Here is a 25,249-nt window from a genome sequence, read left to right as displayed (position 1 = left end):
TTCAGGAGTTTCCACATGAAGGCATTTGCCGGAATGGCGATTCTGCTCGCAACTACGGTTACCCATGCGGCCACGCCCCATCTGAGCGAAGGTGTGCTGGTGGACGACCATGGAATGACCCTGTACGCGTTCATCGGGAATGGTCCACCGGATCAGAAGTCATGCGAAGGCGACTGCGCGCGAAACTTCCCGCCTGCACTCGCTGAACAGGCAGACCGGCCGTCAGGCGATCTGACCTTGATGGCGATGGCAAACGGTACGTCACAGTGGGCGTATAAGGGCAAGCCGTTGTACCGCGGATTGATAGACAAAAAGCCGGGAGACCGACATGGCGATGGATTGAACCAGGCATGGCATACCGTTCAACCGTGATCCCCCGGTCGCGGGGCGGCTCTTTGTTTCCCGGTAGGGCATGAGTCGCTTGAACCTGCATGAGCGGACATTCGCACGCGCAAGGTCGATGGCGGCTTTTGGCCGAACTCGGGCCGACGACGAACGCAGCAAAACGACCCACAGCGGTCGACCGTCCTATGTTGCCCCGGAGGTCCTTTCAAGTTCACAAACGGTCATTCACGACGGCACTGATGACGTCGCCGTGCAAGAGGTTGATCCTGTGAGCAGTTGTGGTGTCATCGCAGTTTCACTTGGCCCTCGTGTGGGCGCGCCTGCGTTCGCGCGGTGTGTCGCGATCCCGGGCGGATTCGCGTTGCCTCAGCCGTTCGATTGTTGCTTGCGAACCGGAGGTTATTGTGACATCGCTAGCGAAGCCGCCGAGGGGCTGCGTGTTGACCGCTAGCGCGATCCGCTTCCAGCGTCGTGCAACGACGAAGCTTCAGCCGGCCCGAACCGTGTCTCGGCGTAAGGTTCGATGCGCGCTGCCGATACCGGTTTGCCAATGAAATATCCCTGCACGGCATCGCAACCGAGTTCTTTGACGAGGACGAATTGCGTTTCACTCTCGATGCCTTCCGCGACCGTTCTCATGCCCAGCGCGCGCGCGAGCGCCACCATCGCTTCGACCATCGCGCGTGCCTGGTGACAATTCTCCTTAACAGTGAGCTCCTGCACGAACGACTTGTCGATCTTGATACGATCGACAGGCAGCCGGGTGAGGTATGCGAGGCTGGAGTAGCCGGTGCCGAAATCGTCGAGCGAGACGGTCACGCCGAGCCTTCGTACAGCTGAAAGCGCGCGCGACGCGGCGGCGAAGTCGCTCATGACGACAGTCTCCGTCACCTCGATGTCGAGTGCGGAAGCGCATACGCCAGCCGCTTCGGCCGCCTCCGAAACCAGTGCGGCCAGATCGCAGTTCTGGATCGTCGTGGCCGAGAGATTGACGGCGACCTTGAACGGCATACGGTTCGCCGCCTGCCATTTCGCCGCCTGGCGGTACGCAAGGCGAATTAGCCAATCGCCTGTCGCCTCGTAGGCCGGCGATTCAAGCAGCACGTCGAGGAAGTCGGCCGGCGTGAGCAGCCCCAGTTGCGGATGGTTCCATCGCAGGAGCGCCTCAACTCCGTAGACGCGGCCAGTATGCAGGTCCAGTTGTGGCTGGTAGTGCAGTTCGAACTGGCGCGCGGCGCTCGCACTCTCCAGATCCGCGCGTAGCCGCCGGCGATGCAAGAGGCGCTGCGCATCCTCCTTGCCAAACGACCACACATGCGAACCGCCCGCGCGCTTCGCCTGATACATCGCGGTGTCCGCATTACGCAGCAGCTCGCCCGCGTTCGATGCCGAGACGGGGTAGCGCGCCACGCCGATGCTCGCGCTCACCGAGGCCCGCACGCACGGCGTCTGAATTGGCTCGCGCATGCGTATTGTGACGTCGCGCGCGACGCGCGCGGCCTCGCCCTCGGGGGCGTCGACGAGGAAAATTACGAATTCGTCACCGCCGATGCGCGAAACATGTGCGCCTTGGGTAAACATGTCGGAAAGACGCTCGCCGATGACACGCAGTACTTCATCGCCCGCCGCGTGGCCAAACGAGTCGTTGATATCCTTGAAGCGGTCAAGGTCGATGAAGAGCAGATCGACGGACGCTGCCGCGCCTTCGTCGACGAGACTGTTCAGGCGCCGCAGCAGTTCCCGGCGATTGATGAGGCCGGTCAGTTCATCATGCGTGGCTTGGCGCGACAAACGTTCGGAGATCGCGCGCGCTTCGGTGACATCGCGAACCAGCACGACGATACCGTCGTCGCACGGGAACGCCCGCACTTCAAACCAGGTACCTAGCGGCGCGTAAAAGTCGGTCGCGGTGCTGGGCATACAGGTTTCGGCCGCCTGCCGATAGGCTGCCTCGTAGCTCGACCCGATGAGATCCGGGTATTCGGCCCAGATCTCGCGACTCAGCAAGTCCTCGGACCGACGCTTCAGCAGCCGCGCAGCGGTCCGGTTGATGTTCCGAAACTTCCACTCCCGGTCGAGCGCCATGACGCCGTCCGTGATGTGATCGAGTATTTGAAAACTTTCCACGTCCTTGCCCCTCCCTTGATCGACCGGCACAACGGTCCCGATATGTCTGCGATCGCCAACAGTGCGTATCGTAGGTGGAAATTGGCATGTTTGGAACCGAAAGCTTTCTGCACTGGCGCCCCGCGGTAGCTGCTCGGCGCGGCCAGATCGCGTGTCCCGTTCTGGGTATGATCGTTCCAGCAGGGGACCGGACGCGTCAATGTCCGAACTCCCGCGACATCGAATGATGCTTGATGCCGTGGGACTGCCTGATCCGCTCACGCGGTAACGGGCTGCGACTCGTTGGCGCCAGTCAGTCCGGATCGTCGACCGTCTGCTGCCTGGCCGAAGTCGGACGGTCGCCTCCAGGCGAGACGCTCAGTTCGGCATCGAAACGCGAACAGCCACAGAAGCTCGGTACGCAGGCCAGCCACCCCATTTCCACCAGCCCGTCAGTACTCCATGGTGATTCGGTTGCCGACCCTCACGACAGCGGGAGCAAGCCATGCGGTCCGCTCGCGTTCGCCTCGCCGCGCATCCGTCACCACAGGGCGCGCTGGAGTGAATTTCTTCTCTTGGTCGGCCGGGCTATTGTGCAAGGCTGCTGCAAGTTCCCGACGCCATCGCAGAAATCCGACATGTCTTCGCAGGAACGTGGAAGAAGCGCAGTCAGCGCGAGCCTAATCTGGATTGGTGATTGCATCCCGTCAATGGCCCTCCGCTGGATGCGGAAGTACGTGCGGTGCCGGGACACCGCGGCAGCCTTGCCGAGCGGCTGAGCGGATTGCACCTGGCGCTGGGACTGAAATCGATCGTCTTGTCCCGGCAGTGTTTCGGTTTGATCTTTCAGAAGAAGGAGCGAGTCCATGAGCGATCTAGTCGTTGTGAGTTTCAAAGGTGAAGATACTGCCGACCAGGTGTTGAACAAGCTCCAGCAGCTGCAGAAAGAGCATCTGATCGACCTTGAGGATGCCTGCGTCGTGGTCCGGGACGCGAAGGGCAAGATACACCTCAAGCAAGCCGTGGATCTCGTCGGGATGGGCGCGCTCAGCGGCGCCGCCTGGGGCGGCCTGTTTGGTTCGCTGGTTGGCCTGTTATTGCTCAATCCGCTTGTCGGACTGGCGACAGGCATGGCCGTCGGCGCCGGCACGGGTGCGTTGTCGGGCGCGCTCTCAGACTATGGAATCGATGACGATTTCATGCGTTCGACGGGGCAGAACATCGAGGCGGGTTCGTCCGCGCTTTTCATTTTGGTGCGGCGCGTGAACTTCGACAAGGTCCTGCCGGAACTGAAACCCTTAGGTGGAAAGGTAATTAAGACGTCTCTCACGAATGATGAGGAGGAGCGTCTGAGAAAGGCACTGGAGGGTTTGAACACGAGTGGCGTGGCTACCTGAACACCGTCCTGTGGAGGACGATATGAAAGTGCAGGAAGCACCACGATCGTCGCTCTCGCAGCGGTCATCGTGTTAGGGCGCGTCTACCGTCAGCAAGGTGCTCTGACCTCGACAAAGCGGTCCACGCGTTTTGCTTCGATTAGTCGGCGGCCTTCGGGATCGCATCCCGGTCGGGTACGGAGTTCGTATTGCCGGATTGAGACCAACGCGCGCCGGCCAGAGCGTTTCAATAAATCGAGGCGGCGTCGTGGCAGACGTCGGACACCGTATGCAGACACACACGCTTGCGTGGCGAGGCTACGAGATCGCGGTGCAGCCGGAGCAGAATGAGTTCGGCGCATGGCGCGCGAAGGTCAGCGTGCGCAAGGGTTCCGAAACGTCGATCGAGTTTCGTCCCGAGACGGTTCAGCCGGAATGGTTGACCGAGGCCGAAGCCGTGCGTGACGGCTTCGAATGGGGGCGCCGATTCATCCGGCAAAAGATCGAAGCGCCGGCGGATGCTCTTTGACTGTTGACCACACACATGACGGAACACAGACATGGGCGAGGCACACATGGTCAAGATCTATGGACGCATGCGGTCTGCGGAAGGCTATGCGATCCGCGATTTCCTGCATCGTTGCGACATTCCCTTCGAGTGGATCGAACTCAGCAGTGATGAAGAGGCAGAGAAGCTGGCACACGTGCAGCACCTTGGCGACGCGCGCCTGCCGGTATGCGAGTTTCACGACGGCACGCGACTCGAATGTCCGACCATCCGGCAGATCACCGAAAAGCTCGGCTGGTTCCGCAGCCCGTCACGTTCGGAATACGATCTCGCGATCTATGGCGCCGGCCCGGCCGGTCTGAGCGCAGCGGTCTACGGTGCATCCGAGGGATTGCGCACCGTCCTGGTGGAGCGCTGGGCCGTCGGTGGGCAGGCCGGCAGCACTTCGAAGATCGAGAACTACCTGGGGTTTCCAGACGGTGTCAGCGGGACCGAGCTCGCCGAGCGGGCCCGCAATCAGGCAGTCCGGTTCGGCGCGGAAATCCTGCTGGCCCGTGCCGGCGTGCGCGCGGATTTCTCGACGGGCAACGGTATCGTCTATCTGGAAGACGGTTCTCGGATCACGGCGCGCACGGTCGTATGCGCGACAGGTGTCGCGTACCGGCTGCTCGAATTGCCAGACGAAGCGCGTTTCAGCGGCGCAGGTGTGTACTACGGCGCGGGTGCGAGCGAGGCGTCGCTGGCTCGCGGCGAACACGTATACATCGTGGGTGGCGGCAATTCCGCGGGACAGGCCACGATGCATTTTTCCCAGTACTGCAATCACGTCACCATGGTGGTGCGCGACACATCGCTGAAAAGCACACTGTCGCAGTACCTGATCGACCGTATTTCATCCACGTCGAACATCGACGTGCTGACCTGCACGACCGTTACCGCATTGCACGGCGACGACGTGCTTCGCGAAATCACGCTGACCGATCGCCGCAGCGGCGAAGCGCGACGCGTGAAGACGAACTGGCTGTTCGTTTGCATCGGCGGCCTGCCGCGGACCGATTGGGCCAAAGAGGTGGGCGTGGCTCGCGATGAAGCGGGCTATCTCGTGACGGGGCCTGACCTGAACGACTCGGACCGGAAGCTGCAGTGGCCGCTGGATCGCGAGCCGCTGTATCTGGAAACCAGCATGCCCGGCGTGTTCGCCGCCGGCGATGTCCGCCACGGCTCGATCAAACGTGTTGCGGCTGCCGTCGGCGAAGGAGCGACGGCGGTGGCGCTCGTGCACCGCTATCTGAGCGGCGCATGATGTGGTTCATGTCCCTCACATGAGTGAGGCGCCGTCCACTTTCTCGATCGCAATCTCATCACCAGGAGCTGACCATGACTCCCACCTGCACACATCTCGATGGAATCCGCGTATTGCAGACCCCGAAGGACTATTGCGAGGACTGCGTGAAACTCGGCCAGCCCTGGGTGCATCTGCGGCTCTGCATGTCGTGCGGTCATGTAGCGTGTTGCGACTCGTCGCCTAATCGCCATGCGAGCGCGCATTATCATGCGACCGGCCACCCACTGGTGCGTTCCATCGAACCAGGCGAATCGTGGATCTGGTGCTATCGCGACGAGATGATCGCGGGAGAAGTGGCACAGTAAACGGGTACAGCCGGCGGCGTTGATTCACCGGTCGCACCCGTCGTTTCCAAGCCTCAGGCCGGGGTCTCGGCGGCTTTCCTGGCTTCTTCACCAGTCGATTCCCGTTTCGCCAGCTTCTTCACACGTACGGCCTTTTCGCCGGCATCCCAGCGGATTTCGACGGCATCGCCGCTGCGCACGTCGCCTCGTAACAGCGAGTCGGCGAGTTCCGATTCCACTTCGAGACGGATCTTGCGCTTCAACATCCGGGCGCCGAACTCGGGATCGTACCCAACCGTGGCCAGATGATCACGCAGTGCATCGTCGAACGACAGCTCGATATTCTGCGCGGCCGCCGTGCGCTGCACGCGCTGAAGCTGCAGGTCGACGATCCGGCGGATCTGCTCCTTGCCCAGCGCATGGAACACAACTACTTCATCGACACGGTTCAGGAACTCCGGCTTGAAGTGATGCCGCAGGATTTCCATCAGCCGGTCGCGCAGCGCGGGATAGTCGAGCTGTTTCGAATCGGCCTTCATGTTGTCCTGAATCATCTGCGAGCCGATGTTGCTCGTGGCAATGATCACGGTGTTGGTGAAATCCACGAGCCGTCCCTTGCCGTCCGTCAGACGTCCTTCGTCGAATAGTTGCAGCAGGATGTTGTGCACTTCCGAATGCGCCTTCTCGATCTCGTCGAGCAGCACGACGCTGTAGGGGTGGCGCCGCACGCGCTCGGTCAGCTGGCCGCCTTCTTCGTAGCCGACATAGCCGGGAGGCGCGCCGACGAGACGGGCCACCGTATGGCGTTCCGAGTATTCGCTCATGTCGATGCGCACGAGGGCGTTCTCGTCGCCGAACACCGCGGCGGCGAGCGCCTTCGCGAGTTCGGTCTTGCCAACGCCTGTCGGTCCGAGAAAGAGGAAGCTGGCGATCGGCTTGCCAGCTTCCGTCAACCCTGCGCGCGAAAGTCGGACGGCCTTTGATACGGCCGTTACGGCTTCGTCCTGACCGACAACGCGTTCCTTCAAACGGTCTTCCAGACGCAGCAGCTTTTCGCGATCCTCGGCCGTGAGTTCTGAGACCGGCACGCCGGTCAGCGAGGATACGATCTGAGCGATGTCTTCCGCCGCGACTTCCTGCGAACTGGTGCCGCGTTCCTTCTTCCAGGCCTCGGTCGACTCGTTCAGACGTGCTTGCTCGGACGTGATTTTCTCCTGCAGTTCCTTCGCCTTGTCGAACTGTTTTGCGGCGCTCGCCGAATCCTGCTCCTGACGCAGACGACGGATTGTGGCCTCGATATCGTGCAGCGCCTGCGGTCGCGAATTGGACGAAATGCGCACGCGTGCCGCGGCCTGGTCGAGCAGGTCGATGGCCTTGTCGGGCAGGAAGCGGGCGGCGATATAGCGATCCGACAGTTTCGCCGCGGCCGTGATCGCCTCTTCGGTGATCTTCACCTTGTGATGTGCCTCGAGCCGGTCGCGCAGGCCGCGCAGGATATCGATCGTGTCCTCGACGCTCGGCTCGGGCACCACCACTGGCTGGAAGCGCCGTTCGAGCGCCGAATCCTTTTCGATGTACTTCTGGTATTCATTGAGCGTAGTCGCGCCGATCAGATGTAGCTCGCCGCGTGCAAGCGCCGGCTTGAACACGTTGCCGATATCGAGCCCGCCCTCGCCGCCGCCCTGGCCCGCGCCGACGATCGTATGAAGCTCGTCGATGAAAATGATGAGCCGGTCCTGGTTCGCGACGATTTCGTCGAGCACCTGCTTGACGCGTTCTTCGAATTCACCCCGATACTTCGCGCCCGCCACCACGCTATTGATGTTCAGCTCGACCACGCGCTTGCCGCGCAGCACTTCAGGGATCTGGTCCTGCGCGATGCGTTGCGCCAGACCTTCGACGATCGCCGTCTTGCCGACGCCCGGCTCGCCGATCAGCACCGGGTTGTTCTTGCGCCGCCGCGCGAGCACTTCGATAGTGGTTTCGATTTCCTTGTCCCGGCCGATCACCGGATCGAGCTTGCCGCGCTTTGCCAGCTCGCTCAGATCGCGCGCGTATTTATCGAGCGTCGGAGTAGAGGAGCGGCCTTCGACGCTGCCGCCTTCCGCGCCCTGGCCCACGACCTTCACTGCTTTCTGACGCAGCGATTGCGACGTCAACCCGAGTTTGCGCAGCAGTTCGCCGGCGAAGCCGTCTCCTTCCTCGACGAGACCGATCAGGATGTGTTCCGGGCCGACATAGCTATGGTCGAGCTCGCGCGACGCCACGAGCGCATTTTCGAGCGCGCTCTTTGCGCGCGGCGAAACGCCGATACGGAGTTCCTCGCCATCGGTTTTGGCCGTACCGCGCGGCGCGTCCTGTTCGATGGTGCGTTTGATATCGTCGGCATCGAGCTTGAACTCGCGCAGGATTTCATTGACCACGTTGTTATCCGCGAGCGCCAGCAGCAGATGTTCCGTGTCGACCTCGTTCTTGCCGAACTCGACAGCTTTCTGCGCGGCCGCCTGCAGCCGGTCGAGCCCACTTTCGCTCAGAAAGCTCTGCAGGTCGACGGCCTCGCGTGCACGCCCGCGTCGGCGAGGGCGGGCACCGCTGCTGTCGGGGCCGCCCGCTGCTTCAGACGGACTGGACGACCCCGCTAAACCCGACGCGCGGCCGGCCGTGGAACGCCCGGCCCGCTGCGAGTCCATGCCGCCATTTTCGAATGGCGACCATCCCTCATCGAACAGGCGCTCGAACAGCCCGCCGTGGAAAAGCGACTCGAGCGGCGACAGACTGCGCTGATGACGTGCCATGAATTCCATGTGATGTTCATCGCAAAGCATTAACTGGCGGCGCTGGCCGTTTTCGGTGATCGTAATCTGTGTAGTCGCCGGCTTGCCGCAAACACTGCACTTGGCCATGATGTTCCTCTTCAGGTTCTGCCCAAGCGCTGTGCGTTGCGATGTGAGCGGTTGGGACTGGGCTGTCCATATCCTGGATGTTTCTGCCTCGCTGACGCACTGCTTCACGATCTTTCGCGGCGAAACGAGGTTCGCGCGTCACCTGATCTCGATCTGCTTTGCGGTCTGCTTTGTCACGCCCGCCTTGGGCACGCGTATGGTCAGCACGCCGTTGGCGAAGCGCGTGTCGGCACGATCCAGGTCGACGCCGGACGGCAACGGAATCGCCCGCTGAAATTGCCCGAACGCGCGTTCCACGCGGTAACAGCCTTTTTCTTCGTCCTTAGACTCGATCTGCTTATTGCCGCTCAGTACCAGCATGTTCTCGATCACTTCGAGCTTCACGTCGTCGCGACTCAGGCCCGGCAGTTCGGCGACGATACGCAGGGCGTCGCCGTCGTCGACCACGTCGATACGCGGCTGAAACCGGCTGGGACTGAAATCGCCGAACCACTGTTCCAAGGGACCAAGGCCGCCGAAAGGATCGCGGATCAGATCGGTGAGCAGATGAAACGGGTCGGCCAGGGGCCAACGCTGCGGGTCGGACCATAACGCCGGCAAGGCGGCGCCAGACGGCTGCGCGGCGGCCGTGCGCTGGGGGTTTTGCTGCTGAGCCTGTTGTGTCGCGCCGGACGACGCCTGTGTCTGTTTCTCCTCGAAGGAATGGCGCAAAAACCTGAACGGGTTCCACTTGTCGAGATCGAGCAGCATGACCGACTCCTTTCATGAAGGAAGATGCACGAATTGACGCGGTCATCCAGTGGATGGGTGACCCGTCAGCCCGTCGCGAAGCCAGCCGCGCGCGCTCAGGCCGAGCACCAGTAGCAAGGCACCGCTGAAAATGGCGTACACACCGATCATCCAGACGAGCGCGAGCGCGCCAGCGCCGGGCCAGGCGATCACGAGCACGCCGAATACCAGCGAAATAACTCCGGTTGCAAACAGCAACCAGGCGCGCCGCACGCGGCCACGCAACCGGAAGACGGTAATGAGATCGAACACGCCTGTCGCGATGGCATTGACGCCCATCACGATGACGAGCACCAGCGCAGTGATGGCCGGCAGGAAGATTGCGATCCCACCGGCGACGACGCTGAACAATCCCAGCAGCAGCGGCGCCCACCAGCCCGATGTGTCATGACGATGACGGATTGCCCCGCTGATCGCGCTAATGCCGCTGATAATCGCGTAGGCCGCGTACAGTGCGACCAGAAAGGTGAGCGTAAGACCAGGTAGAACCAGCGCCAGCGCGCCAAATACGAAACCGGCGGCGCCGCGCAGCGCCAGCATCCACCACGCGTGTCCGAGCAGATCGTGCATCGTGAGGCCTCGCGTAGCAATGAACTGTATTCGCCTCTGGCGGAGCCATTGAAGCGACGCATTCAACACTACGCGCCGACAGAAGTGACTTCTTTCTCATTCCTGCGAAGACGTGTCGGGATTCTGCGATCCTGGCGTGCGCTTTCCGAATTCCGGCAATTCGCTTCGCGCGGCAAGGCGGAATGCGCGGGGAGTCATTCCCGTGTAGCGATGAAACACTTCGGTGAAATGCTGCTGGGTCTGGAAACCCACGCGGGCCGCAACGTCAACGAGCGGCACCTGACTCGAAGACAGCATCCATTTGGCAAGCCTCAGGCGCTCAGTCGTCAAATGAAAATGAGGTGGGGAACCCGTGACCTTCTTGAATGCACGCGCGAAGTGCGATTGACTCATGTGCACCAGCGCGGCCAGATGCTCGACCTGGATGTTCTCGGCAATATGTTCGGCGATGTAGATGTTGATGCGCGCCAGTTTTTGCTGGTCGATCGGTACTTCGGGGTCGCTCGCACGAGCGTTGCGGCTGTAATGGTACGAGACATGCAGGGCGATGGCGTCGGCGAAGGATTCGAGGCAGCCAGCATCTACGGCGGCGGTTTGAGAGAGCGACATCAGCGTGTCGGCCGCCGCGCGCAGGAACGGGTCCCAAGCCTGAAACCATAGCGGCAACTCACGGGCAGCCGATCCGAAAACCTGTCGTAATTTGCTTTTGAGCGTTTGCAAATCGAGCGTGATGACGATCCCTTGAGGATCGTCCCTAGGCGCGGCTAATTGCGCCGTGGCTGGAACGAACGCGATACACGGTGCACTAACGCTGATGCGGTTACGTTTGCCGGTTGCGTCACGGCTGCTTGCTTCTACTCCTGTCCTGTCGGCCGGTACGAGCAGGAAGATGTCGGGGCGTATCCGACCCGACCGGTCGACGCACGTAGCGCGGGTCGGGTAGTGGCGTAATCCTTGAAGGGGCGCGGGGAAATCGGTACGTTCCATATTGCGCTGTCGGGATGCGGCCTCCGGGTCTGTTGTGACTATTCCTGCTCCTAGCTTAGTACGTGTGTCATGCCGCGCTCCTGCCCGCGAACATAAAAAATGGCGCATTCGCCGATCCCGAGGGTGCTCGCAGGCAACGGTGACTTAAAACTTGCAACATCTAACTTCGCCCGTTGCGTTTTCGAGCAGCTATCTGCAAAGAAACAGCATGAATTCGAAAGACCGTGGCGCATGGGCTGCCGCATCGTCACTGACCAGGCGCACGACGCATGTGCAAATCCTCACCCCGCTGCGCGCGCGCCGCGTATCGGCAGCCGCCCGGGAGCCAGATCATGGACAGAAAGAAAAACTGGGTGCGCAGGGATTTCGATGCGCTGCGTCTGCAGTGGGACGTACTCACCTTTTATGAACGCTTCGAACAGCTTGTCGCACATGTGCTGAGCCTGGTGATCTCCGTCATCATTCTCGTGACGCTTTGGCAATTGATTCAAGCGGTTACTGTATTGCTGGTTTCGGACGCGCTGAACCCGCTCGATCACGCAGTGTTTCAAACGGTCTTCGGCATGGTCATGACGTTACTGATCGCAATGGAATTCAAACATTCGATTACGCGCGTGATGGCGCGGCAGGATCATATCGTTCAGGTCAAGACGGTGGTTCTCATTGCGCTGCTTGCCATCGCCCGCAAATTCATCATTCTCGATCCGGCCAGCGCACCCACGCAGATCGCGGCGCTTGCGCTTGCGCTGGTGGCGCTGGGGAGCGTCTACTGGCTGATGCGGCAGCGCGACGATCCGGTCGACGCGACCACGGCGGCGCACGCCGAAGCCGACCGGGCCATGTATGCAAAGCGGCAGCAGGAAACACGATCCGGCGAAGGTGCGCGGCGGGGCGATTGAGTCGGGCCGCTGCGCGAAGACAGCGAAAGCGCCGCTTTAGCGAACGTCGTCGACGGCCACGCGAGACCCGGATCCCGCTTCCGGTTCGACCATGAACATCGACGCATCGCCGACCTTCCGGCCGATCTTCACGAGGCATCAGGCCGTTCAATTAGATCTCACCCGACGGGAGTCGGCACGTTGCCCACTTACAGAAGGCTAGCGATGTTGGGATGCGCTCGTGCAAGAGGTCGCGTTATGCTTTGCATTCGAACGGCCGCTGTCGGAATTTTTAGGGACATCCACGGCTATGCACTGAATGCCGGCTGGCACCGCCCGAGCGCGCATCGCTGCTGCTGGCGGAAGTGGAAGGCCTGAGCTACGAGGAAGCGGCGGCGGTCTCGACGTCAGCGTCGACCGTGCGAAGCTCGCGCATGTACCGGTGCGCCTGAAGCCGGGGCGCGCGTTTAGCGAGCACACGCGGCAAAGCGCGCTGCCCGCAAGCCGCTAAGCGGCGCTTCGTTTATTGCGCAAGCAACTGCGTGAACGCCTCGGTAATGAACGCAGCATCCTCGACGTTGGCGGTCGGCAGGCCCGCGCGATGGCCCCATACCGAAGGAATCGGCAGCAGCCGCGCATTGCGCATCTGCTCGACTTCGAGACGGTTGTCTTCCACCTGAAAATACAGATCTGTCTCGCTCGGCATGATCAGCGCGTTGGCGGTGATCGCCTGCAACGCGGCGTGGAAGTCGCCGCGATAGATGTCGTTGGCGGCGATGTTCGCATGCTGCCAGGTCCACAGGTGCGCGAGCAGATTGTTCGCATCGCGGCGCAGGAAGTTGGCCTCCCAGCTCATCACCAGATAATCTTCCAGCGAAGAAAAGCCGGCGCGGCGCCACAGTTCCTCACGATAGAACGTCTGCGACATCGCCATCGCCGCATAGCTGCGGCCCATCGCGCGCAGTCCGCGTTCGGGGCGCGCGACGAAGGTGCCGTTCTGGAAAGCGGCATCGGCGGTCAGCGTCGCGCGAACGCCTTCGAGGAACACGAGGTTGTGCGGCGACGTCTTCGCCGCGCCGCATAGCACGGCGAGCCGCTTCACCATCGCCGGATAGAGCGCGGCCCAGTGATACGCCTGGATGCCGCCCATCGACCAGCCGCACGCGAGCTGAAGCGTTTCGATGCCGAGCTCGTCGAGCAGCCGGCGCTGCACCGCGACGTTGTCGGCAATCGTGAAGTTCGGCCAGCGCGTGCCGTTGAACGGCTCGACCGCATTGCTCGGCGACGACGACAGCCCATTGCCGAACAGATTCGGCACGATCACGAAATAGCGCTCGGTATCGAGCGCCTTGCCGGGGCCGATCAGCCAGTCGACGTCGTAGTGATGCGCGGAGAACGACGTCATGTACAGGATCACGTTCGACTTCGCGGCGTCGAGTCGGCCGTACGTCTTGTAGGCGAGTTGCGCGTCCCTGAACGTGATGCCGGACTGCAGCACCACGTGGCCCGCGTTGAATATCGAATAGTCTTGCATGGCTTTCGGCGTAACAGGTGAGTGAGGTCGGTAATCGAAGGCAACGATAAAGGCGATGGCGGCGGCGCGGCACCACGCCGGCGCGCGCACGCACGCGCGGCGTGCGCGCGGGGCGCTTGCGGTGCTGCCTGCGCTCCGGCTCCACGTCCGGCTTGCCATCGGCTTGCGGCTCGCTTGCGGTTCATGCGAGGCCGCATCTGCGTGGGCTTGCCGTGGGCCCGTTGCGGATCCGGACTGCGCTTTCTGCTGCGCCGTCCGTGCGCCGCACGGCCGCTGCCGCGCGCATCCGCATCATGGCATAGACATTGCGCGGGCGTGGGCCCTTCAATATTGCCGCCCCTCCCCGCCCATGAGCACGCAGCCTGTCGATACCGCCGTTCGAACGCAGTTCGCGTTTACCCTTCACAACCGCTGGTGCCAGCTCGCGTGCGGCGTGGTTTGCGCGATGGTCGCGTCGAATCCGCAGTACATCTGGACCCTGCTTACGCATCCGCTAATGCAGCGGCTGGGCGTGTCGTTGCCCGCGCTACAGGTGACGTTCTCGATCCTGATCGTGTGCCAGACCTTCCTGTCGCCGCTCGAGGGCTATCTGATCGAACGCTTCGGCGCGCGCTGGCTGCTGGCGGCGGGTGGCGCGTTGACCGGGCTCAGCTGGATATTGACCAGCAGCGCGTCGTCGCTGACGCAGGTGTATCTGGCTTATGGCGTGATCGGCGGCCTCGGCGTGGGCATTATCGTGGTCGGCACCATCGGCCTGATGGCGCGCTGGTTTCCGGACAAGCGCGGCCTCGCGATCGGTGTGGTGATGGCCGGCTTCGGCATGGGTTCGATGCTGACCACCTGGCCGATCGCGGCAAGCCTCGCGAAGTACGGTTATCAGCACACGCTAGCCGGCTTCGGCGTGTTGCTGGCGGTGGTCGGCATCGCCGCGGGGCTCGGCATGCGCTTGCCGCCGTCCGGCTACATGGCGGACTGGCGGCCGCCGGTGGCCGCGCATGCGGCGCGCGACACGCGTACTGGCGCGATGCTGCGCACGCCGATCTTCTGGCTGCTGTTTGCGATGATGTCGATGATGTCGACCTCCGGCCTGATGGTCACGTCGCAAATGGCTGTGTTCACGCGCGACTTCGGCCTCGCCGACCTGAGCGTGTTCGGACTCGCGGCGCTGCCGCTTGCGCTGACCATCGATCGTGTGGCCAACGGTGTGACGCGGCCGCTGTTCGGATGGATTTCCGATCGCATCGGCCGCGAGCCGACCATGTGCATCGCATTCGGCATGGAAGCGGCGGCCATGGCACTATGGCTGGCGCTGCGGCACGACCCGCTGTTGTTCGTGCTGCTGTCGGGCGTGGTATTTCTCGGTTGGGGCGAGATCTTTTCGCTGTTTCCGTCGACGCTGACCGATACCTTCGGCAGCCGGCATGCGATCGTCAACTACGCGTGCCTGTCTTATGCGCAAGGCGTCGGCTCGATTCTCGGCGGTCCGGTGGCGGCGCTACTGCATCAGCGCACCGGCGGTTGGCATGCGGTATTCGGCACGGCGATCGCGCTCGATACCTGCACGGCGCTGCTGGCGATCACGGTGCTGCTGCCGCTGCGCCGCGCGTGGTTTGCGCGGCAACGGGCACACTGAGCGTCGGCGCGTGCAGCAGTGATGCAAGCAGCCTCGAGGGCTGCTTGCGCGGTCGAAGGGGCTCTACCGATTCATGTGGTCGAAGCGCATTCATACCATCCCGCGTTGCCCCGAGCTTTCGCGGGCATGTCTTCACGTTGCTCCGGTTCAACACATATCGGTTCGGTGATGACTATGCGGTGCGCAGTGTCGGTGCCGCCGAAGGAAGCGAGCCAACGTAGCGCGTTGGCGCGTTTTGCCGGCCCACTTTTCACACACCAGGCACTGTGCAACCCATCCATCGGGATGACATCCCGGGGAGACCGCGGGCCGCTTTACACCCCACAAACGGGAGATCGTTAAGTGCGGCGGATAGTGCGTCCCCGTAGGCAACCGGATGTTCGAGATGATGGTGAGTCCAGGTATATCGGTCGCATAGCGACACGGGTTCAGGCTATCCGGCCTTCGCGGCAATGCTGATCGTGTACTGGCTCATGGTGTTCAAGCCGTCGCTATGATCGATGACAGGCTTGCGACGGCCGTTGTACGCGTAGAAGCGGACGTTTCTGCAAAAGTGGTGAACAGGTCTTCATGGCCGGGAAGCGACCGCTCGCCGGCGGCGCAATTCACAAAGGCGCACAAAGTTTAGTGCGGGCGTAGGGCTGTCAATGTCTCTCCGCGCCGTCGCCGGATAACCGGGCACGCGCGATGCACACTTGCACTCGATAATCTGAGAAGGAGTTTGCGATGAACACCCCTAAAAAGCACGGCACCCTCGCGCGCGAAAGTCATGAAGGCTCCGCCGATCCTGTCGAACGCGCGGATCGCCGCCGTGAGTCACAGACGGATCACGACGTCACGATTGAGCGCGACGGTAAGGTGGTGCAGAAGCCACACGGAAACATGGACGAGACGTTGATCCCCAGCAGCAAGGACCATCCCGAGCAAGGCCCGTATGAGCCGGAGCACGATCAGCTCGACCCTGCTTTGCAACCAGATCCACAAGCACCGGCGGTGCCGCAGCCGCCACCGGGCGCCACACGCCGCACTTGAGGCAATATCGCGGCACGTGCCGCGTTATCACCTTAGCCTGACTGCCTGCAAATGGCACGCCATTCTGCTGCGACTGATGCGGCTCCGCCCAGACCGAGCGCCAATAGCTGGCGTCGGCCTCAATGCGTACGCTTCCGTGCCCAGAGCTCAGGGCTCAAGCTTGACCTTCACCCACCCTGATTCACGGGCATCAAATGCCTTATAAGCGTCGATCGCGTTCATGATCGGCTCACGCTGCGTGAGCACGCCGATAGGATCGAACGAATCATTGCGCACGAGCTCGACGAGCTTCGGCGTGATCGACCGGTGGTTGCAATTACCCATCTTGATGGACAGGTTGCGGTTCATCGCTTCGCCGATCGGAAAAAAGCGATCGCCTTCCGGATAGACGCCGATGATCGACACGGTGCCGGCCTTCGCGACTGCCTTGACGGCCCAGCGCAACACTTGCGACGGACCGCTGCCGGGCTGCCAGTTGCCATCATGCGGATTCTGCTGCGGCACGATCTCCTTGCGCTCCTCATCGAACTGGCCCTGCGCGTCTTTCTGGCTTTGCGCGGCCGCGCCCTTTTCGGCGCGCACCGCATCGACGCCGACCGCATCGATTACGCGATCCACGCCGATGCCACCCGTCAGTTCAAGAATCGCCTGCACCGGGTCGTCTTCATCGAAGTTGATCACTTCCGCGCCCTGCTGGCGTGCCATCTCGAGACGCGACGCAATGCGGTCCACGGCAATCACGCGGCCCGCCCCCATCAGCTTCGCGCTCGCGATCGCGAACTGACCGACCGGGCCCGCGCCGAACACGGCGACCGTATCGCCAAGCTGCACTTCTGCGAGCTGCGCGCCGAAATATCCGGTCGGGAAAATATCCGACAGCAGGATCGCCCGGTCGTCGTCGACGCTGTCGGGCAAGCGGATCAGGCTCGCGTGCGCGAGCGGCGTGCGCGCATATTGCGCCTGCAGACCGTTGAACGGGCCCGTCGTTTTCGGGCCGCCGTAGAACGCGGTGCCGGCCAGTGGCCCGTTCGGGTTCGCCGTATCGCATTGCGCGGTGTAGCCCGCGCGGCAATACGAACAGAAGCCGCATGAAATCGTCGACGGCACGAGCACGCGGTCACCCCGCGCGAGATTGCGCGCGTTGCGCCCCACCTCTTCAACGATGCCGACCGCCTCGTGGCCCAGTATCGTACCGGGCGCCATGCCGGGCATCGTGCCGCGGATCATATGTAGATCAGTGCCGCAGATCGCGCTCGACGTGATGCGCACGATCGCGTCGGTCGGTTGTTCGATCGTCGGGTCGGGAACCGTATCGAGGCGGATATCGCCGATACCGTGGAATACGACAGCTTTCATCGATGCTCTCCATAGACAGGTTCAGGGCGGCGCGGTGGCCGGACACTGTCGACGAGCAAGCGGAAGTCCTGCTTAAGGTCTCGCGAAATGCTGGCTCGAATACCGGTGCAACGTCAGGCATTGCGTTTGCAAAAGCCGTGTCACAGCGCGGCCTGTTGATCGACGAATCGCGCACTTGCGAACCTATGAGGAAAGATGCCCGAATCGAGAATTTCCGTGGTCGTCCTGACCCATAACCGCATGGCGCAACTCGTCGATACCTTAACGCGGCTTCGTGCCCTGCCCGAACGCCCGCCGATTATCGTTGCCGACAACGGCTCCGCCGACGACACCGTGCGCATGGCCGCCCTGCTGTTCCCCGACGTCACTATCGTGCAATGCGGCGCCAATCTCGGCGCGGCCGGCCGCAACCTTGCGGTCAATCGTGCGCGCACCGATTACGTCGCGTTCTGCGACGACGACACGTGGTGGCAGCCCGGATCGCTCGCTCGGGCTGTACGGCTGCTCGACGCGTATCCACGGGTAGGGATTCTGAACGCACGCATCGAGGTCGGCGTCGACGGCGCTACCGATCCGGTCTCGACCGTCATGCGGATGAGTCCGCTCGATGCGACCGGTTTGCCGGGGCCGTCGCTGGTCGGTTATATGGCGGGCGCGTCGGTCATGCGCACGTCCGTGTTCCGGCAGATGGGCGGCTACGACGCGCGCTATTTCATTGGCGGAGAGGAGGAGCGCATGGCGCTCGATGTGCTTGCCGCCGGACACGCGATTGTTTACTGCCCGGCATGCACGATCTCGCATCATCCTTCGCCGTTGCGCGACAGCGCGCTGCGTCGGCGGATGCTTGCGCGCAATGCGGCATGGACTGCGTGGCAACGGTTGCCCGTCATGGACGCGTTGCGCGCGACGGCACGCGCATTCGGCTGCTTTCGCAACGAAGGGACGTTGTGGCTGGACGGATTCGCGTTGCTCCGCGGCCTTAAGTGGACGCTGCGCGAACGCCGGTGCGTACCCGATCGCGTCGTGGCAATGCTGGACGCGGTCAGACTCGACGCGCGTGCGCCACGTCGCGAATCGTCCCGATCAGAACTGCCGCAGCGACAGGTTTAGTCAGATGCGCGGCAAAGCCCTCTTGCAGCGCGCGGGCAGCGGCGCCTGCCGACGGTTCCGTATAGCCGGTCAGCGCGATTGCCGGCAGATGCTGGGCCGCGCGATCGGCATCGAGCGCGGCATCCTGCGCGGCTTCGAGGTCGCGTAAGCGCTTGAGCACTTCATAGCCATCTTCGTGGCCGAGCACGATGTCGCAGAGAAACACCTGCGGCCATGTCCGCTTGGGGGTGTCGGCAAGAAGCTGCAGCACATCGTCGCCCGATTCGGCCAGCAATACGTGTGCGCCGCTCGCGCTCAGCACCGCTTCTAGCGCGTCGCGCGCTTCCTCCTGGTCGTCGAGCGCAAGTACGGTTATGCCGGCAAGCGGTTCCTCCAGCAGAGCCGGATGCACAGCTTGCGAAGCCTCGGCATCGGCTGGCTGCACCTGCGCGGTGTTCGCGTTCGCCGTATTCGCCGCGGCGTCGGCGTCAGATTCAGCCTCGACTCCGGTGACGTATTTTTCCAGCGCCGACGCTTCGACCACCGGCCTGAGCGGAATCACCGCCGCATACGCGACGCGCTTGCCGACCTGCGTCGCCGTGAAGCCGCCGCCCAATGCCGACAGCTTCGCCTCGATGCGCCGCGCCGCTTCTTCAGGCATCTCGCCGGGCCGCTCGCGCGCACCGGACACGCTCAGCCACGCATGATTCGCGCGCCGCTCGACGCGCACGTCGACCGTCTCGCCCGCACCCGCGTGCTCGATCTCGTTGCGGCACAAGCTCGCCACAATCTGCTTGAGATCGAACCGGTCGCCCGTCGCGCACAACGCACCGTCGGGCATCGATACGTGCCAGCGCACCCGGCGACGCGCCATCTCATTGCGCAGATCGTCGCCCACCGCGGCGACGAGCGGACCGAGTTCGACCGCCTGCGCCGACACCTTGCGCTGCATATGCTCGAGTTCGCCCTGCTGCCATTGCAGCGCCCACATTTTCGCGTAGACGCCGTCGCGCGCGAGCAGATCGTCGTGCGCGCCCTGCTCGACGATGCGCCCGTGCTCCATCACGAGAATCCAGTCGGCGTCGACGACCGTCGACAGCCGGTGCGCGATCGCCACCGAGGTGCGGCCGTGCGCGAGCCGGTTCAGTTCGGCCTGGATCGCGCGTTCCGAGCGCGTATCGAGCGCCGATGTCGCTTCGTCGAAGACGATGATGCGCGGGTTTTTCAGAATCGCGCGCGCGATCGCGATGCGCTGACGCTCGCCACCCGATAGCCGCAGGCCGCGTTCGCCGACGCGCGTGTCATAGTGATCGGGCAGGCGCTCGATAAATTCATCGAGCTGCGCGGCGCGCGCGGCCCGCACGATATCGGCGCGCGTCGCGCCGGGCCGGCCGTACGCGATGTTGTACGCAATCGTATCGTTGAACAGCACGGTGTCCTGCGGCACGATGCCGACCGCTTCGCGCACGCTCTTTTGCGTGACCTCGCGCAAGTCCTGGCCGTCGATGCTCACGCGGCCCGCGCCGGGCTGATAGAGGCGGAACAGCAGCCGCACGAGCGTCGATTTGCCCGACCCGCTGCCGCCGACCACCGCGAGCCGGTGCCCCGGATGCACACGGAAATGCACGTGATGCAGCACAGGTCGCGACGCATCGTAGGCGAAGTCGACATGCGCGAACTCGATCGCGCCGTCGGTCACGACGAGTGGCCGCGCTTGAGGCAAATCGACATCTTCTCCTTGCACGCCTCGCGCCGCGAGAATCCCGAACATCCGCTCGACGTTGACCTTCGCGTCGTTGGTCTCGCGGAACACGAAGCCAAGTGTATTGAGCGGCATGCAGACTTGAACGATGTACGCGTTCACGAGCACGAGGTCGCCTACCGTCATGCGCCCGAGCAGCACGTCCTGCACCGCGATCAATAGCATCGCGGCGATTCCGGCAGCGACCACCGCGCTTTGGCCGATGTGCAAGGTGGTGAGTGCGCGCTGGTTCGCGATGCGCGCGTCGATCCACTGTTCGAGCACTTCCGTCAGGCGCCGCGTTTCGACGTGTTCGGTCGCGAAGAATTTAACCGTGTCGTAGTTGAGCATGCTGTCGACGAGCCGCGCGTCGGACTGCGCCTCGAGCGCATTGACGCGCCGCTGCACGGCGAGGCGCCGCTGCGTGAACACATAGGTATAGATCGCATAGCAAACGAAGGTCAACGCGATTACCGCGGTAAAGCCCCACGAATAGCCGCGCGCGATGATGACGACGATCGTGGCGATCTCGACGAAGGTCGGCACGATCGCGAAGATTGCCGTGCCGAGCAGAAAGCCGATGCCGTCGGCGCCCTTCTGCACGTCGCGCACGACCGAGCCCGTCTCGCGCTGCGCATGAAAGCGCGCGCCGAGCCGATGCAGATGCGCGAAGGTCCGTTCCGTGAACGATGCAACAGTTCGCTGGGTGACGACGCTGAACACCACATCGCGCGCTTCGTTGAGCGCATCGGCAAGAAAGCGCATCAGCGCATACGCGAGCACCAGAAATACCGGCAGCAGCGCGAGCGACACCGGATGCCCGAGCTCGTCGACGATCTCGCGGAGCACGAGCGGCATGCCGACCGCGGCGAGTTTGCCGACGATCATCAACGCGAACGACGCAAGCGTGATGCCGCGGTACGTCAGGAGCGCATGCCAGAGGTCGGCTGTGATGCGCTTGCGCAATTGCCTGCGATTTTCCCCGCTGTTTTCCCGCTCGTTCTGCCGAAAATCGGTTGGCGCCATCTTCACTTTCCGGTTGCGTGATCACAAGACGTTTTGGCAGGCGAGCGAGATTCGGTCCCGGCTCGCGGTCTGTTCACGCTTCGTTCGCGCTTCGTTCGATTCACCCGCGACGCGGCCTGAAGCGGCGCTATAGCGTGTGTTCATCGCGTATACATCGCCCACCTTCTTACATGCAGTGTGTAAATCGGGGATCGCCACAGCACTTCGAAAAAACGCGCGCGGCGAAAAAACAATGCGTGCGGTGGCGTTCGTTGGAAACGCCTGTACTCATCGTTGGGCACAACGGATGCTGAAACTGCTGCATGCGCCGCGGCGCTGAAAGTCAATCAACGCGGCCATCTCCAGACACCGCCCGACCATGAACGAAGAGGAACCCCAATGAAGATCGCCATGATCAGCGAACACGCGTCGCCGCTGGCGCTTGCCGGCAGCGTCGACAGTGGCGGACAGAATATTTATGTCGCGAACGTTGCGCGGCAGTTGCATCGAGCGGGTCACGAGGTCGACGTGTTCACGCGACGCGACCGGTCGCTGTTACCGCTAGTGTCCGAAATGGATGGTATTCGGGTAATCAACGTTCCGGCAGGCCCGCCGCGGCAACTCGCGAAGGAGCGCCTGCTGCCGTACATGAACGAGTTCGCTGATTTTCTTGTGCCGTTCTTCGCGCAGGAACGCCGCCCGTACCACCTGATGCACGCGAATTTCTTCATGTCGGGCATGGTCGCGCTAAAAGTGAAGCGCGCGTTGAAGATCCCCGTAGTCACGACATTCCATGCGCTCGGCCGCGTGCGGCGCATCCATCAAGGCGATGACGACGGCTTCCCCGACGAACGCTTCGCGATCGAAGACGAGCTCGTCCGCGATTCGGATGCGGTCATTGCCGAATGCCCGCAGGATGAAATCGATCTGATCAAACTGTACGATGCGGATCCCGAACGAATCGAGATCGTACCGTGCGGCTTCGACGTCGACGAATTGACGCGTGTCTCGAAGCGCGAAGCGCGGGCGGCCCTCGGCTGGTCGCAGGACGAGTTCATCGTGCTGCAGCTAGGCCGGATCGTGCAGCGCAAGGGCATCGATAACGTGATTCGCGGCGTCGGCGCGTTGCAGCGCGATCACGGCGTGAGCGCACGCCTCTATATCGTGGGCGGCAATTCCGAATCGCCGAACGAGATCGCGACGCCTGAAATCGCGCGCCTGCGCGGCATCGCCGCGCATGAGCAGGTTGCTGCACAGACAACCTTCGTCGGCCGGCGCGGCCGCTCGCATCTGGGCCTCTTCTACAGTGCCGCCGACGTGTTCGTGACGACACCGTGGTACGAGCCGTTCGGCATCACGCCCGTCGAAGCGATGGCCTGCGGCACGCCGGTGATCGGCGCCGACGTCGGCGGCATCCGCTATTCGGTCCGCGACGGCGAGACAGGCTGGCTCGTGCCGCCGCGCGATCCGGCGGCGCTTGCCGCACGGCTCGCGCAACTGCATGCGAACCCGGCGCGCGCGCGGCAGATGGGCGAGGCCGGTCTGGCGCGCGCCCGGGCGCAGTTCACATGGCAAGGCGTCGCGCAATCGCTTGAAAACGTGTACCGGCGCGTCGCGAGGCTGCCGCAGCCGCGCGAGCGCGACGACGCAACGGCGAGTGCGCAAGGCGCCCGTTCGGCCGTCGGAGGCGCTTACGGCTAGACCTTCGAAAACGATCGTTTCAGGCGGCAAGCCGCGCACACGCACAGTCGTGCTGCGGCGGCTTCCGATCCACTCTTCCTTGTTCGAGCATTCATCGATATGGCCCACGCTGAAAATCCGGTCTTCAGGCCAGCGTCGGATCGCGCGCATGGGCGCTTGCCGGGCGGCCCTTCTGAGCGCGCCGTCTTTCTCGACAAGGACGGTACGGTGCTCAACGACGTGCCGTACAACGTCGACCCTCGCAAGATGCGCTTTGCGCCGGGCGCGCGTGCGGCGCTCGAATTGCTCGCGCTGTATCCGTACCGGTTGATCGTCGTCAGCAATCAGGGCGGCGTGGCGCACGGCCGTTTCGCGGTCGAGGCGCTCGATGCGGTCGAGCACCAGTTGCGCGCGATGTTCGCGTCATGCGGAGCGGCGCTCGATGGCTTTTACTGGTGTCCGCACGATCCGCGCGGGCATGTCGGCCCGTATGCATGCGCATGCGAGTGCCGCAAGCCGGCGGCCGGGATGCTGGTGCAAGCCGCAAACGACCACCAGATCGATCTGCGCGCGTCGTGGCTCGTCGGCGACATTCTTGACGATGTCGAAGCCGGTAATCGCGCGGGCTGCCGCACGATTCTGCTCGATAACGGCAACGAGACGGAATGGCGCAACGGGCCGCGGCGCGCGCCGTTTGCGCATGTGGGCGACCTGCACGTGGCGGCGCGGCTCATTGCCTGCGACCACGAGCGGGCGGCTGCGGGCGATACCGGCGATGCCATCGATGTGGGCAATGCCGTCGATGCCACCGCGACCACATGCCACCCGACGCGCGAGGCCAAGCCATGAAAAGCCTCTCCGCCCTCGCGAAGCCCATCACCGCTCACGCGCGTCTCACCGCCGCGAAACCGCTCGACGCTTGGGGCGCCGACGTGAAGCGCATCTTGTGCGTCCGCACCGACAACCTCGGCGACGTGCTAATGACCACGCCCGCGCTTCACGCCTTGCGCAGCGCCGCGCCGGGCCGGCGTCTGACCTTGCTGACCTCGTCGGCCGGCTGCGCGCTCGCACCGTTTCTACCCGACGTCGACGACGTGATCCGCTACGACGCCCCGTGGGCCGGCCACCGCTCATCGACCAGCATCGCCTCCGACCTCGCGATGCACGCACAGCTAAAAATGCGCGGCTTCGACGCAGCGGCCATCTTCACCGTCTACAGCCAGAACCCGCTCGGCGCAGCGACGCTTTGCTACCTGTCAGGCATCGAACGCCGGCTCGCACGATGCCGCGAAAACCCCTATGCGCTGATCAGCGACTGGGTGCCCGAACACGAGCCCGAGCAAGGCACGCAACACGAAGTGCTGCGCCAGCTATCGCTCGTCAACGCAATCGGCGCCCACACCGACGACACACGGATGCGCATGATCGTCACGGACGCCGCGCGGATCGCCCTCGATACCGCCCTCGGCACATGCGGCATCGACGCTACGCAGCCATTTATCGTCATGCATCCGGGCGCCACGGCCGAATCGCGCCGCTATCCGGCCGAACGCTTCGGCGGCGCAGCGGCGCGGTTGATCGGCGAAACCGGTATGAACGTGCTCGTCACAGGCAGCGCCGGCGAAGCCGCGCTTGCGCACACTTTGCGCGCATCGGCGCCGCCCGCTTGTCGCCCGTGGATTCACGACCTGACCGGCGCACTCGATCTGGGCGCATTCGCGGCGCTGATCGAACGCACGCGCGTGCTGATTTCGAACAACAGCGGCCCCGTGCATATTGCGTCCGCGTTGGGCACGCCGGTGGTTGACCTTTACGCGCTGACGAACCCGCAGCACGCCCCATGGCAAACGCCGCATCGTGTGCTGTTTCACGACGTCGAGTGCCGCTGGTGCTATCGCAGCGTCTGCCCTTACGGGCATCACGCTTGCCTGCTCGGCGTCGAAACGCGGGACGTCGTCGACGCGACGCTCGACCTGCTCGACGAAATCCGTTCGCGCGCGGTGCCACAGCCCGAGGACGACGAACCGCAGCGGCTCGCGCAATAAACGCCGCCGGCCCTCTTACACGACATCCTTGATACGGAACGAC

At 63.3% G+C, this 25,249-nt stretch carries 21 protein-coding genes; 13 read left to right on the top strand and 8 right to left on the bottom strand.

Translation table 11 applies throughout. The features are described from left to right. Positions 1-15: 15 nt before the first annotated feature. On the top strand, positions 16-372 hold the full coding sequence (locus KZJ38_RS11440; RefSeq protein WP_219796023.1) for a COG4315 family predicted lipoprotein: 357 nt from the start codon (positions 16-18) through the stop codon (positions 370-372). A 420-nt stretch (positions 373-792) separates the two neighbouring features. Here the strand turns inward: KZJ38_RS11440 and KZJ38_RS11435 are convergent, their stop codons facing one another. After that, complete coding sequence (locus tag KZJ38_RS11435) at positions 793-2,430, bottom strand: sensor domain-containing protein (RefSeq protein WP_219796022.1); 1,638 nt, start codon at positions 2,428-2,430, stop codon at positions 793-795. Between the two features lie 887 nt (positions 2,431-3,317). On the opposite strand from KZJ38_RS11435, the gene KZJ38_RS11430 reads away from it, so the two are divergent. From KZJ38_RS11430 to KZJ38_RS11415, 4 genes are all read left to right on the top strand, one after another. Next, positions 3,318-3,848: a DUF1269 domain-containing protein gene (locus KZJ38_RS11430; RefSeq protein ID WP_219796021.1), complete on the top strand. Its 531-nt coding sequence runs from the start codon at positions 3,318-3,320 to the stop codon at positions 3,846-3,848. 268 nt (positions 3,849-4,116) lie between these two features. After that, the gene (locus KZJ38_RS11425; protein WP_219796020.1) at positions 4,117-4,356 is read left to right on the top strand and encodes a DUF6566 family protein; all 240 of its coding nucleotides are present in this window, start codon (positions 4,117-4,119) and stop codon (positions 4,354-4,356) included. Between the two features lie 31 nt (positions 4,357-4,387). Next, positions 4,388-5,638, top strand: a complete 1,251-nt coding sequence (locus tag KZJ38_RS11420; protein ID WP_219796019.1) for an NAD(P)/FAD-dependent oxidoreductase — start codon at positions 4,388-4,390, stop codon at positions 5,636-5,638. Between the two features lie 74 nt (positions 5,639-5,712). Then, entirely contained in the window at positions 5,713-5,985 is a 273-nt protein-coding gene (locus KZJ38_RS11415; RefSeq protein ID WP_219796018.1) for a UBP-type zinc finger domain-containing protein, read from the top strand. A 53-nt stretch (positions 5,986-6,038) separates the two neighbouring features. Here the strand turns inward: KZJ38_RS11415 and KZJ38_RS11410 are convergent, their stop codons facing one another. The 4 genes from KZJ38_RS11410 to KZJ38_RS11395 all read right to left on the bottom strand — a co-directional run bounded on the left by KZJ38_RS11410 (position 6,039) and on the right by KZJ38_RS11395 (position 11,213). Next, a complete protein-coding gene (locus KZJ38_RS11410) occupies positions 6,039-8,867 on the bottom strand; it encodes an ATP-dependent Clp protease ATP-binding subunit (RefSeq protein WP_219796017.1) in 2,829 nt (942 codons plus the stop codon). 138 nt (positions 8,868-9,005) lie between these two features. Further along, positions 9,006-9,617: an Hsp20/alpha crystallin family protein gene (locus KZJ38_RS11405; protein ID WP_219796016.1), complete on the bottom strand. Its 612-nt coding sequence runs from the start codon at positions 9,615-9,617 to the stop codon at positions 9,006-9,008. Positions 9,618-9,659: 42 nt separating this feature from the next. Further along, the gene (locus KZJ38_RS11400) at positions 9,660-10,226 is read right to left on the bottom strand and encodes an HdeD family acid-resistance protein (protein ID WP_219796015.1); all 567 of its coding nucleotides are present in this window, start codon (positions 10,224-10,226) and stop codon (positions 9,660-9,662) included. Positions 10,227-10,322: 96 nt separating this feature from the next. Beyond that, positions 10,323-11,213 (bottom strand): helix-turn-helix domain-containing protein, encoded by an 891-nt coding sequence (locus KZJ38_RS11395; RefSeq protein ID WP_219796014.1) that lies wholly within the window; start codon positions 11,211-11,213, stop codon positions 10,323-10,325. Between the two features lie 332 nt (positions 11,214-11,545). Here KZJ38_RS11395 and KZJ38_RS11390 point away from each other — a divergent pair, with 332 nt between their 5' ends. Beyond that, positions 11,546-12,112 (top strand): phosphate-starvation-inducible PsiE family protein, encoded by a 567-nt coding sequence (locus KZJ38_RS11390; protein ID WP_219796013.1) that lies wholly within the window; start codon positions 11,546-11,548, stop codon positions 12,110-12,112. Between the two features lie 344 nt (positions 12,113-12,456). Beyond that, entirely contained in the window at positions 12,457-12,543 is an 87-nt protein-coding gene (locus KZJ38_RS37115; protein WP_425518352.1) for a hypothetical protein, read from the top strand. A gap of 71 nt (positions 12,544-12,614) precedes the next feature. On the opposite strand, the gene KZJ38_RS11385 is transcribed toward KZJ38_RS37115, so the two are convergent. Beyond that, positions 12,615-13,625: an alpha/beta fold hydrolase gene (locus KZJ38_RS11385; protein WP_219796012.1), complete on the bottom strand. Its 1,011-nt coding sequence runs from the start codon at positions 13,623-13,625 to the stop codon at positions 12,615-12,617. A 349-nt stretch (positions 13,626-13,974) separates the two neighbouring features. Here KZJ38_RS11385 and oxlT point away from each other — a divergent pair, with 349 nt between their 5' ends. Both oxlT and KZJ38_RS11375 read left to right on the top strand, forming a co-directional pair. Further along, positions 13,975-15,258, top strand: coding sequence for an oxalate/formate MFS antiporter (gene oxlT, locus KZJ38_RS11380; protein WP_219796011.1), 1,284 nt, complete (start codon positions 13,975-13,977; stop codon positions 15,256-15,258). 726 nt (positions 15,259-15,984) lie between these two features. Continuing rightward, the gene (locus KZJ38_RS11375) at positions 15,985-16,290 is read left to right on the top strand and encodes a hypothetical protein (RefSeq protein WP_219796010.1); all 306 of its coding nucleotides are present in this window, start codon (positions 15,985-15,987) and stop codon (positions 16,288-16,290) included. Between the two features lie 147 nt (positions 16,291-16,437). Here the strand turns inward: KZJ38_RS11375 and KZJ38_RS11370 are convergent, their stop codons facing one another. Further along, a complete protein-coding gene (locus KZJ38_RS11370; RefSeq protein ID WP_219796009.1) occupies positions 16,438-17,646 on the bottom strand; it encodes a zinc-dependent alcohol dehydrogenase in 1,209 nt (402 codons plus the stop codon). 195 nt (positions 17,647-17,841) lie between these two features. On the opposite strand from KZJ38_RS11370, the gene KZJ38_RS11365 reads away from it, so the two are divergent. Beyond that, a complete protein-coding gene (locus KZJ38_RS11365) occupies positions 17,842-18,756 on the top strand; it encodes a glycosyltransferase family 2 protein (protein WP_219796008.1) in 915 nt (304 codons plus the stop codon). Here the strand turns inward: KZJ38_RS11365 and KZJ38_RS11360 are convergent. Next, complete coding sequence (locus tag KZJ38_RS11360; RefSeq protein WP_219796007.1) at positions 18,689-21,502, bottom strand: ATP-binding cassette domain-containing protein; 2,814 nt, start codon at positions 21,500-21,502, stop codon at positions 18,689-18,691. The genes KZJ38_RS11365 and KZJ38_RS11360 overlap by 68 nt on opposite strands. Positions 21,503-21,880: 378 nt before the next feature. On the opposite strand from KZJ38_RS11360, the gene KZJ38_RS11355 reads away from it, so the two are divergent. The 3 genes from KZJ38_RS11355 (at position 21,881) to KZJ38_RS11345 (ending at position 25,206) form a co-directional block, all read left to right on the top strand. Continuing rightward, positions 21,881-23,182: a glycosyltransferase gene (locus tag KZJ38_RS11355; protein ID WP_219796006.1), complete on the top strand. Its 1,302-nt coding sequence runs from the start codon at positions 21,881-21,883 to the stop codon at positions 23,180-23,182. Between the two features lie 99 nt (positions 23,183-23,281). Further along, positions 23,282-24,010, top strand: coding sequence for a D-glycero-alpha-D-manno-heptose-1,7-bisphosphate 7-phosphatase (locus KZJ38_RS11350; RefSeq protein WP_219796005.1), 729 nt, complete (start codon positions 23,282-23,284; stop codon positions 24,008-24,010). Continuing rightward, on the top strand, positions 24,007-25,206 hold the full coding sequence (locus KZJ38_RS11345) for a glycosyltransferase family 9 protein (protein WP_219796004.1): 1,200 nt from the start codon (positions 24,007-24,009) through the stop codon (positions 25,204-25,206). Before KZJ38_RS11350 ends, KZJ38_RS11345 begins: the two co-directional genes overlap by 4 nt. Positions 25,207-25,249 lie beyond the last annotated feature (43 nt).

The organism is Paraburkholderia edwinii (assembly GCF_019428685.1).
GTDB classification, from domain to species: domain Bacteria; phylum Pseudomonadota; class Gammaproteobacteria; order Burkholderiales; family Burkholderiaceae; genus Paraburkholderia; species Paraburkholderia edwinii.
Note: the sequence above shows the minus strand (reverse complement) of the source record. Positions and strands in the feature narration are given on the sequence as shown.

Coding starts and splice junctions, on each gene's coding strand:
- KZJ38_RS11440 (WP_219796023.1), top strand. CDS start 16: ATGAAGGCATTTGCCGGAATGGCGATTCTGCTCGCAACTACGGTTACC.
- KZJ38_RS11435 (WP_219796022.1), bottom strand. CDS start 2,430: ATGGCGCTCGACCGGGAGTGGAAGTTTCGGAACATCAACCGGACCGCT.
- KZJ38_RS11430 (WP_219796021.1), top strand. CDS start 3,318: ATGAGCGATCTAGTCGTTGTGAGTTTCAAAGGTGAAGATACTGCCGAC.
- KZJ38_RS11425 (WP_219796020.1), top strand. CDS start 4,117: ATGCAGACACACACGCTTGCGTGGCGAGGCTACGAGATCGCGGTGCAG.
- KZJ38_RS11420 (WP_219796019.1), top strand. CDS start 4,388: ATGGGCGAGGCACACATGGTCAAGATCTATGGACGCATGCGGTCTGCG.
- KZJ38_RS11415 (WP_219796018.1), top strand. CDS start 5,713: ATGACTCCCACCTGCACACATCTCGATGGAATCCGCGTATTGCAGACC.
- KZJ38_RS11410 (WP_219796017.1), bottom strand. CDS start 8,867: ATGGCCAAGTGCAGTGTTTGCGGCAAGCCGGCGACTACACAGATTACG.
- KZJ38_RS11405 (WP_219796016.1), bottom strand. CDS start 9,617: ATGCTGCTCGATCTCGACAAGTGGAACCCGTTCAGGTTTTTGCGCCAT.
- KZJ38_RS11400 (WP_219796015.1), bottom strand. CDS start 10,226: ATGCACGATCTGCTCGGACACGCGTGGTGGATGCTGGCGCTGCGCGGC.
- KZJ38_RS11395 (WP_219796014.1), bottom strand. CDS start 11,213: ATGGAACGTACCGATTTCCCCGCGCCCCTTCAAGGATTACGCCACTAC.
- KZJ38_RS11390 (WP_219796013.1), top strand. CDS start 11,546: ATGGACAGAAAGAAAAACTGGGTGCGCAGGGATTTCGATGCGCTGCGT.
- KZJ38_RS11385 (WP_219796012.1), bottom strand. CDS start 13,625: ATGCAAGACTATTCGATATTCAACGCGGGCCACGTGGTGCTGCAGTCC.
- oxlT (WP_219796011.1), top strand. CDS start 13,975: ATGAGCACGCAGCCTGTCGATACCGCCGTTCGAACGCAGTTCGCGTTT.
- KZJ38_RS11375 (WP_219796010.1), top strand. CDS start 15,985: ATGAACACCCCTAAAAAGCACGGCACCCTCGCGCGCGAAAGTCATGAA.
- KZJ38_RS11370 (WP_219796009.1), bottom strand. CDS start 17,646: ATGAAAGCTGTCGTATTCCACGGTATCGGCGATATCCGCCTCGATACG.
- KZJ38_RS11365 (WP_219796008.1), top strand. CDS start 17,842: ATGCCCGAATCGAGAATTTCCGTGGTCGTCCTGACCCATAACCGCATG.
- KZJ38_RS11360 (WP_219796007.1), bottom strand. CDS start 21,502: ATGGCGCCAACCGATTTTCGGCAGAACGAGCGGGAAAACAGCGGGGAA.
- KZJ38_RS11355 (WP_219796006.1), top strand. CDS start 21,881: ATGAAGATCGCCATGATCAGCGAACACGCGTCGCCGCTGGCGCTTGCC.
- KZJ38_RS11350 (WP_219796005.1), top strand. CDS start 23,282: ATGGCCCACGCTGAAAATCCGGTCTTCAGGCCAGCGTCGGATCGCGCG.
- KZJ38_RS11345 (WP_219796004.1), top strand. CDS start 24,007: ATGAAAAGCCTCTCCGCCCTCGCGAAGCCCATCACCGCTCACGCGCGT.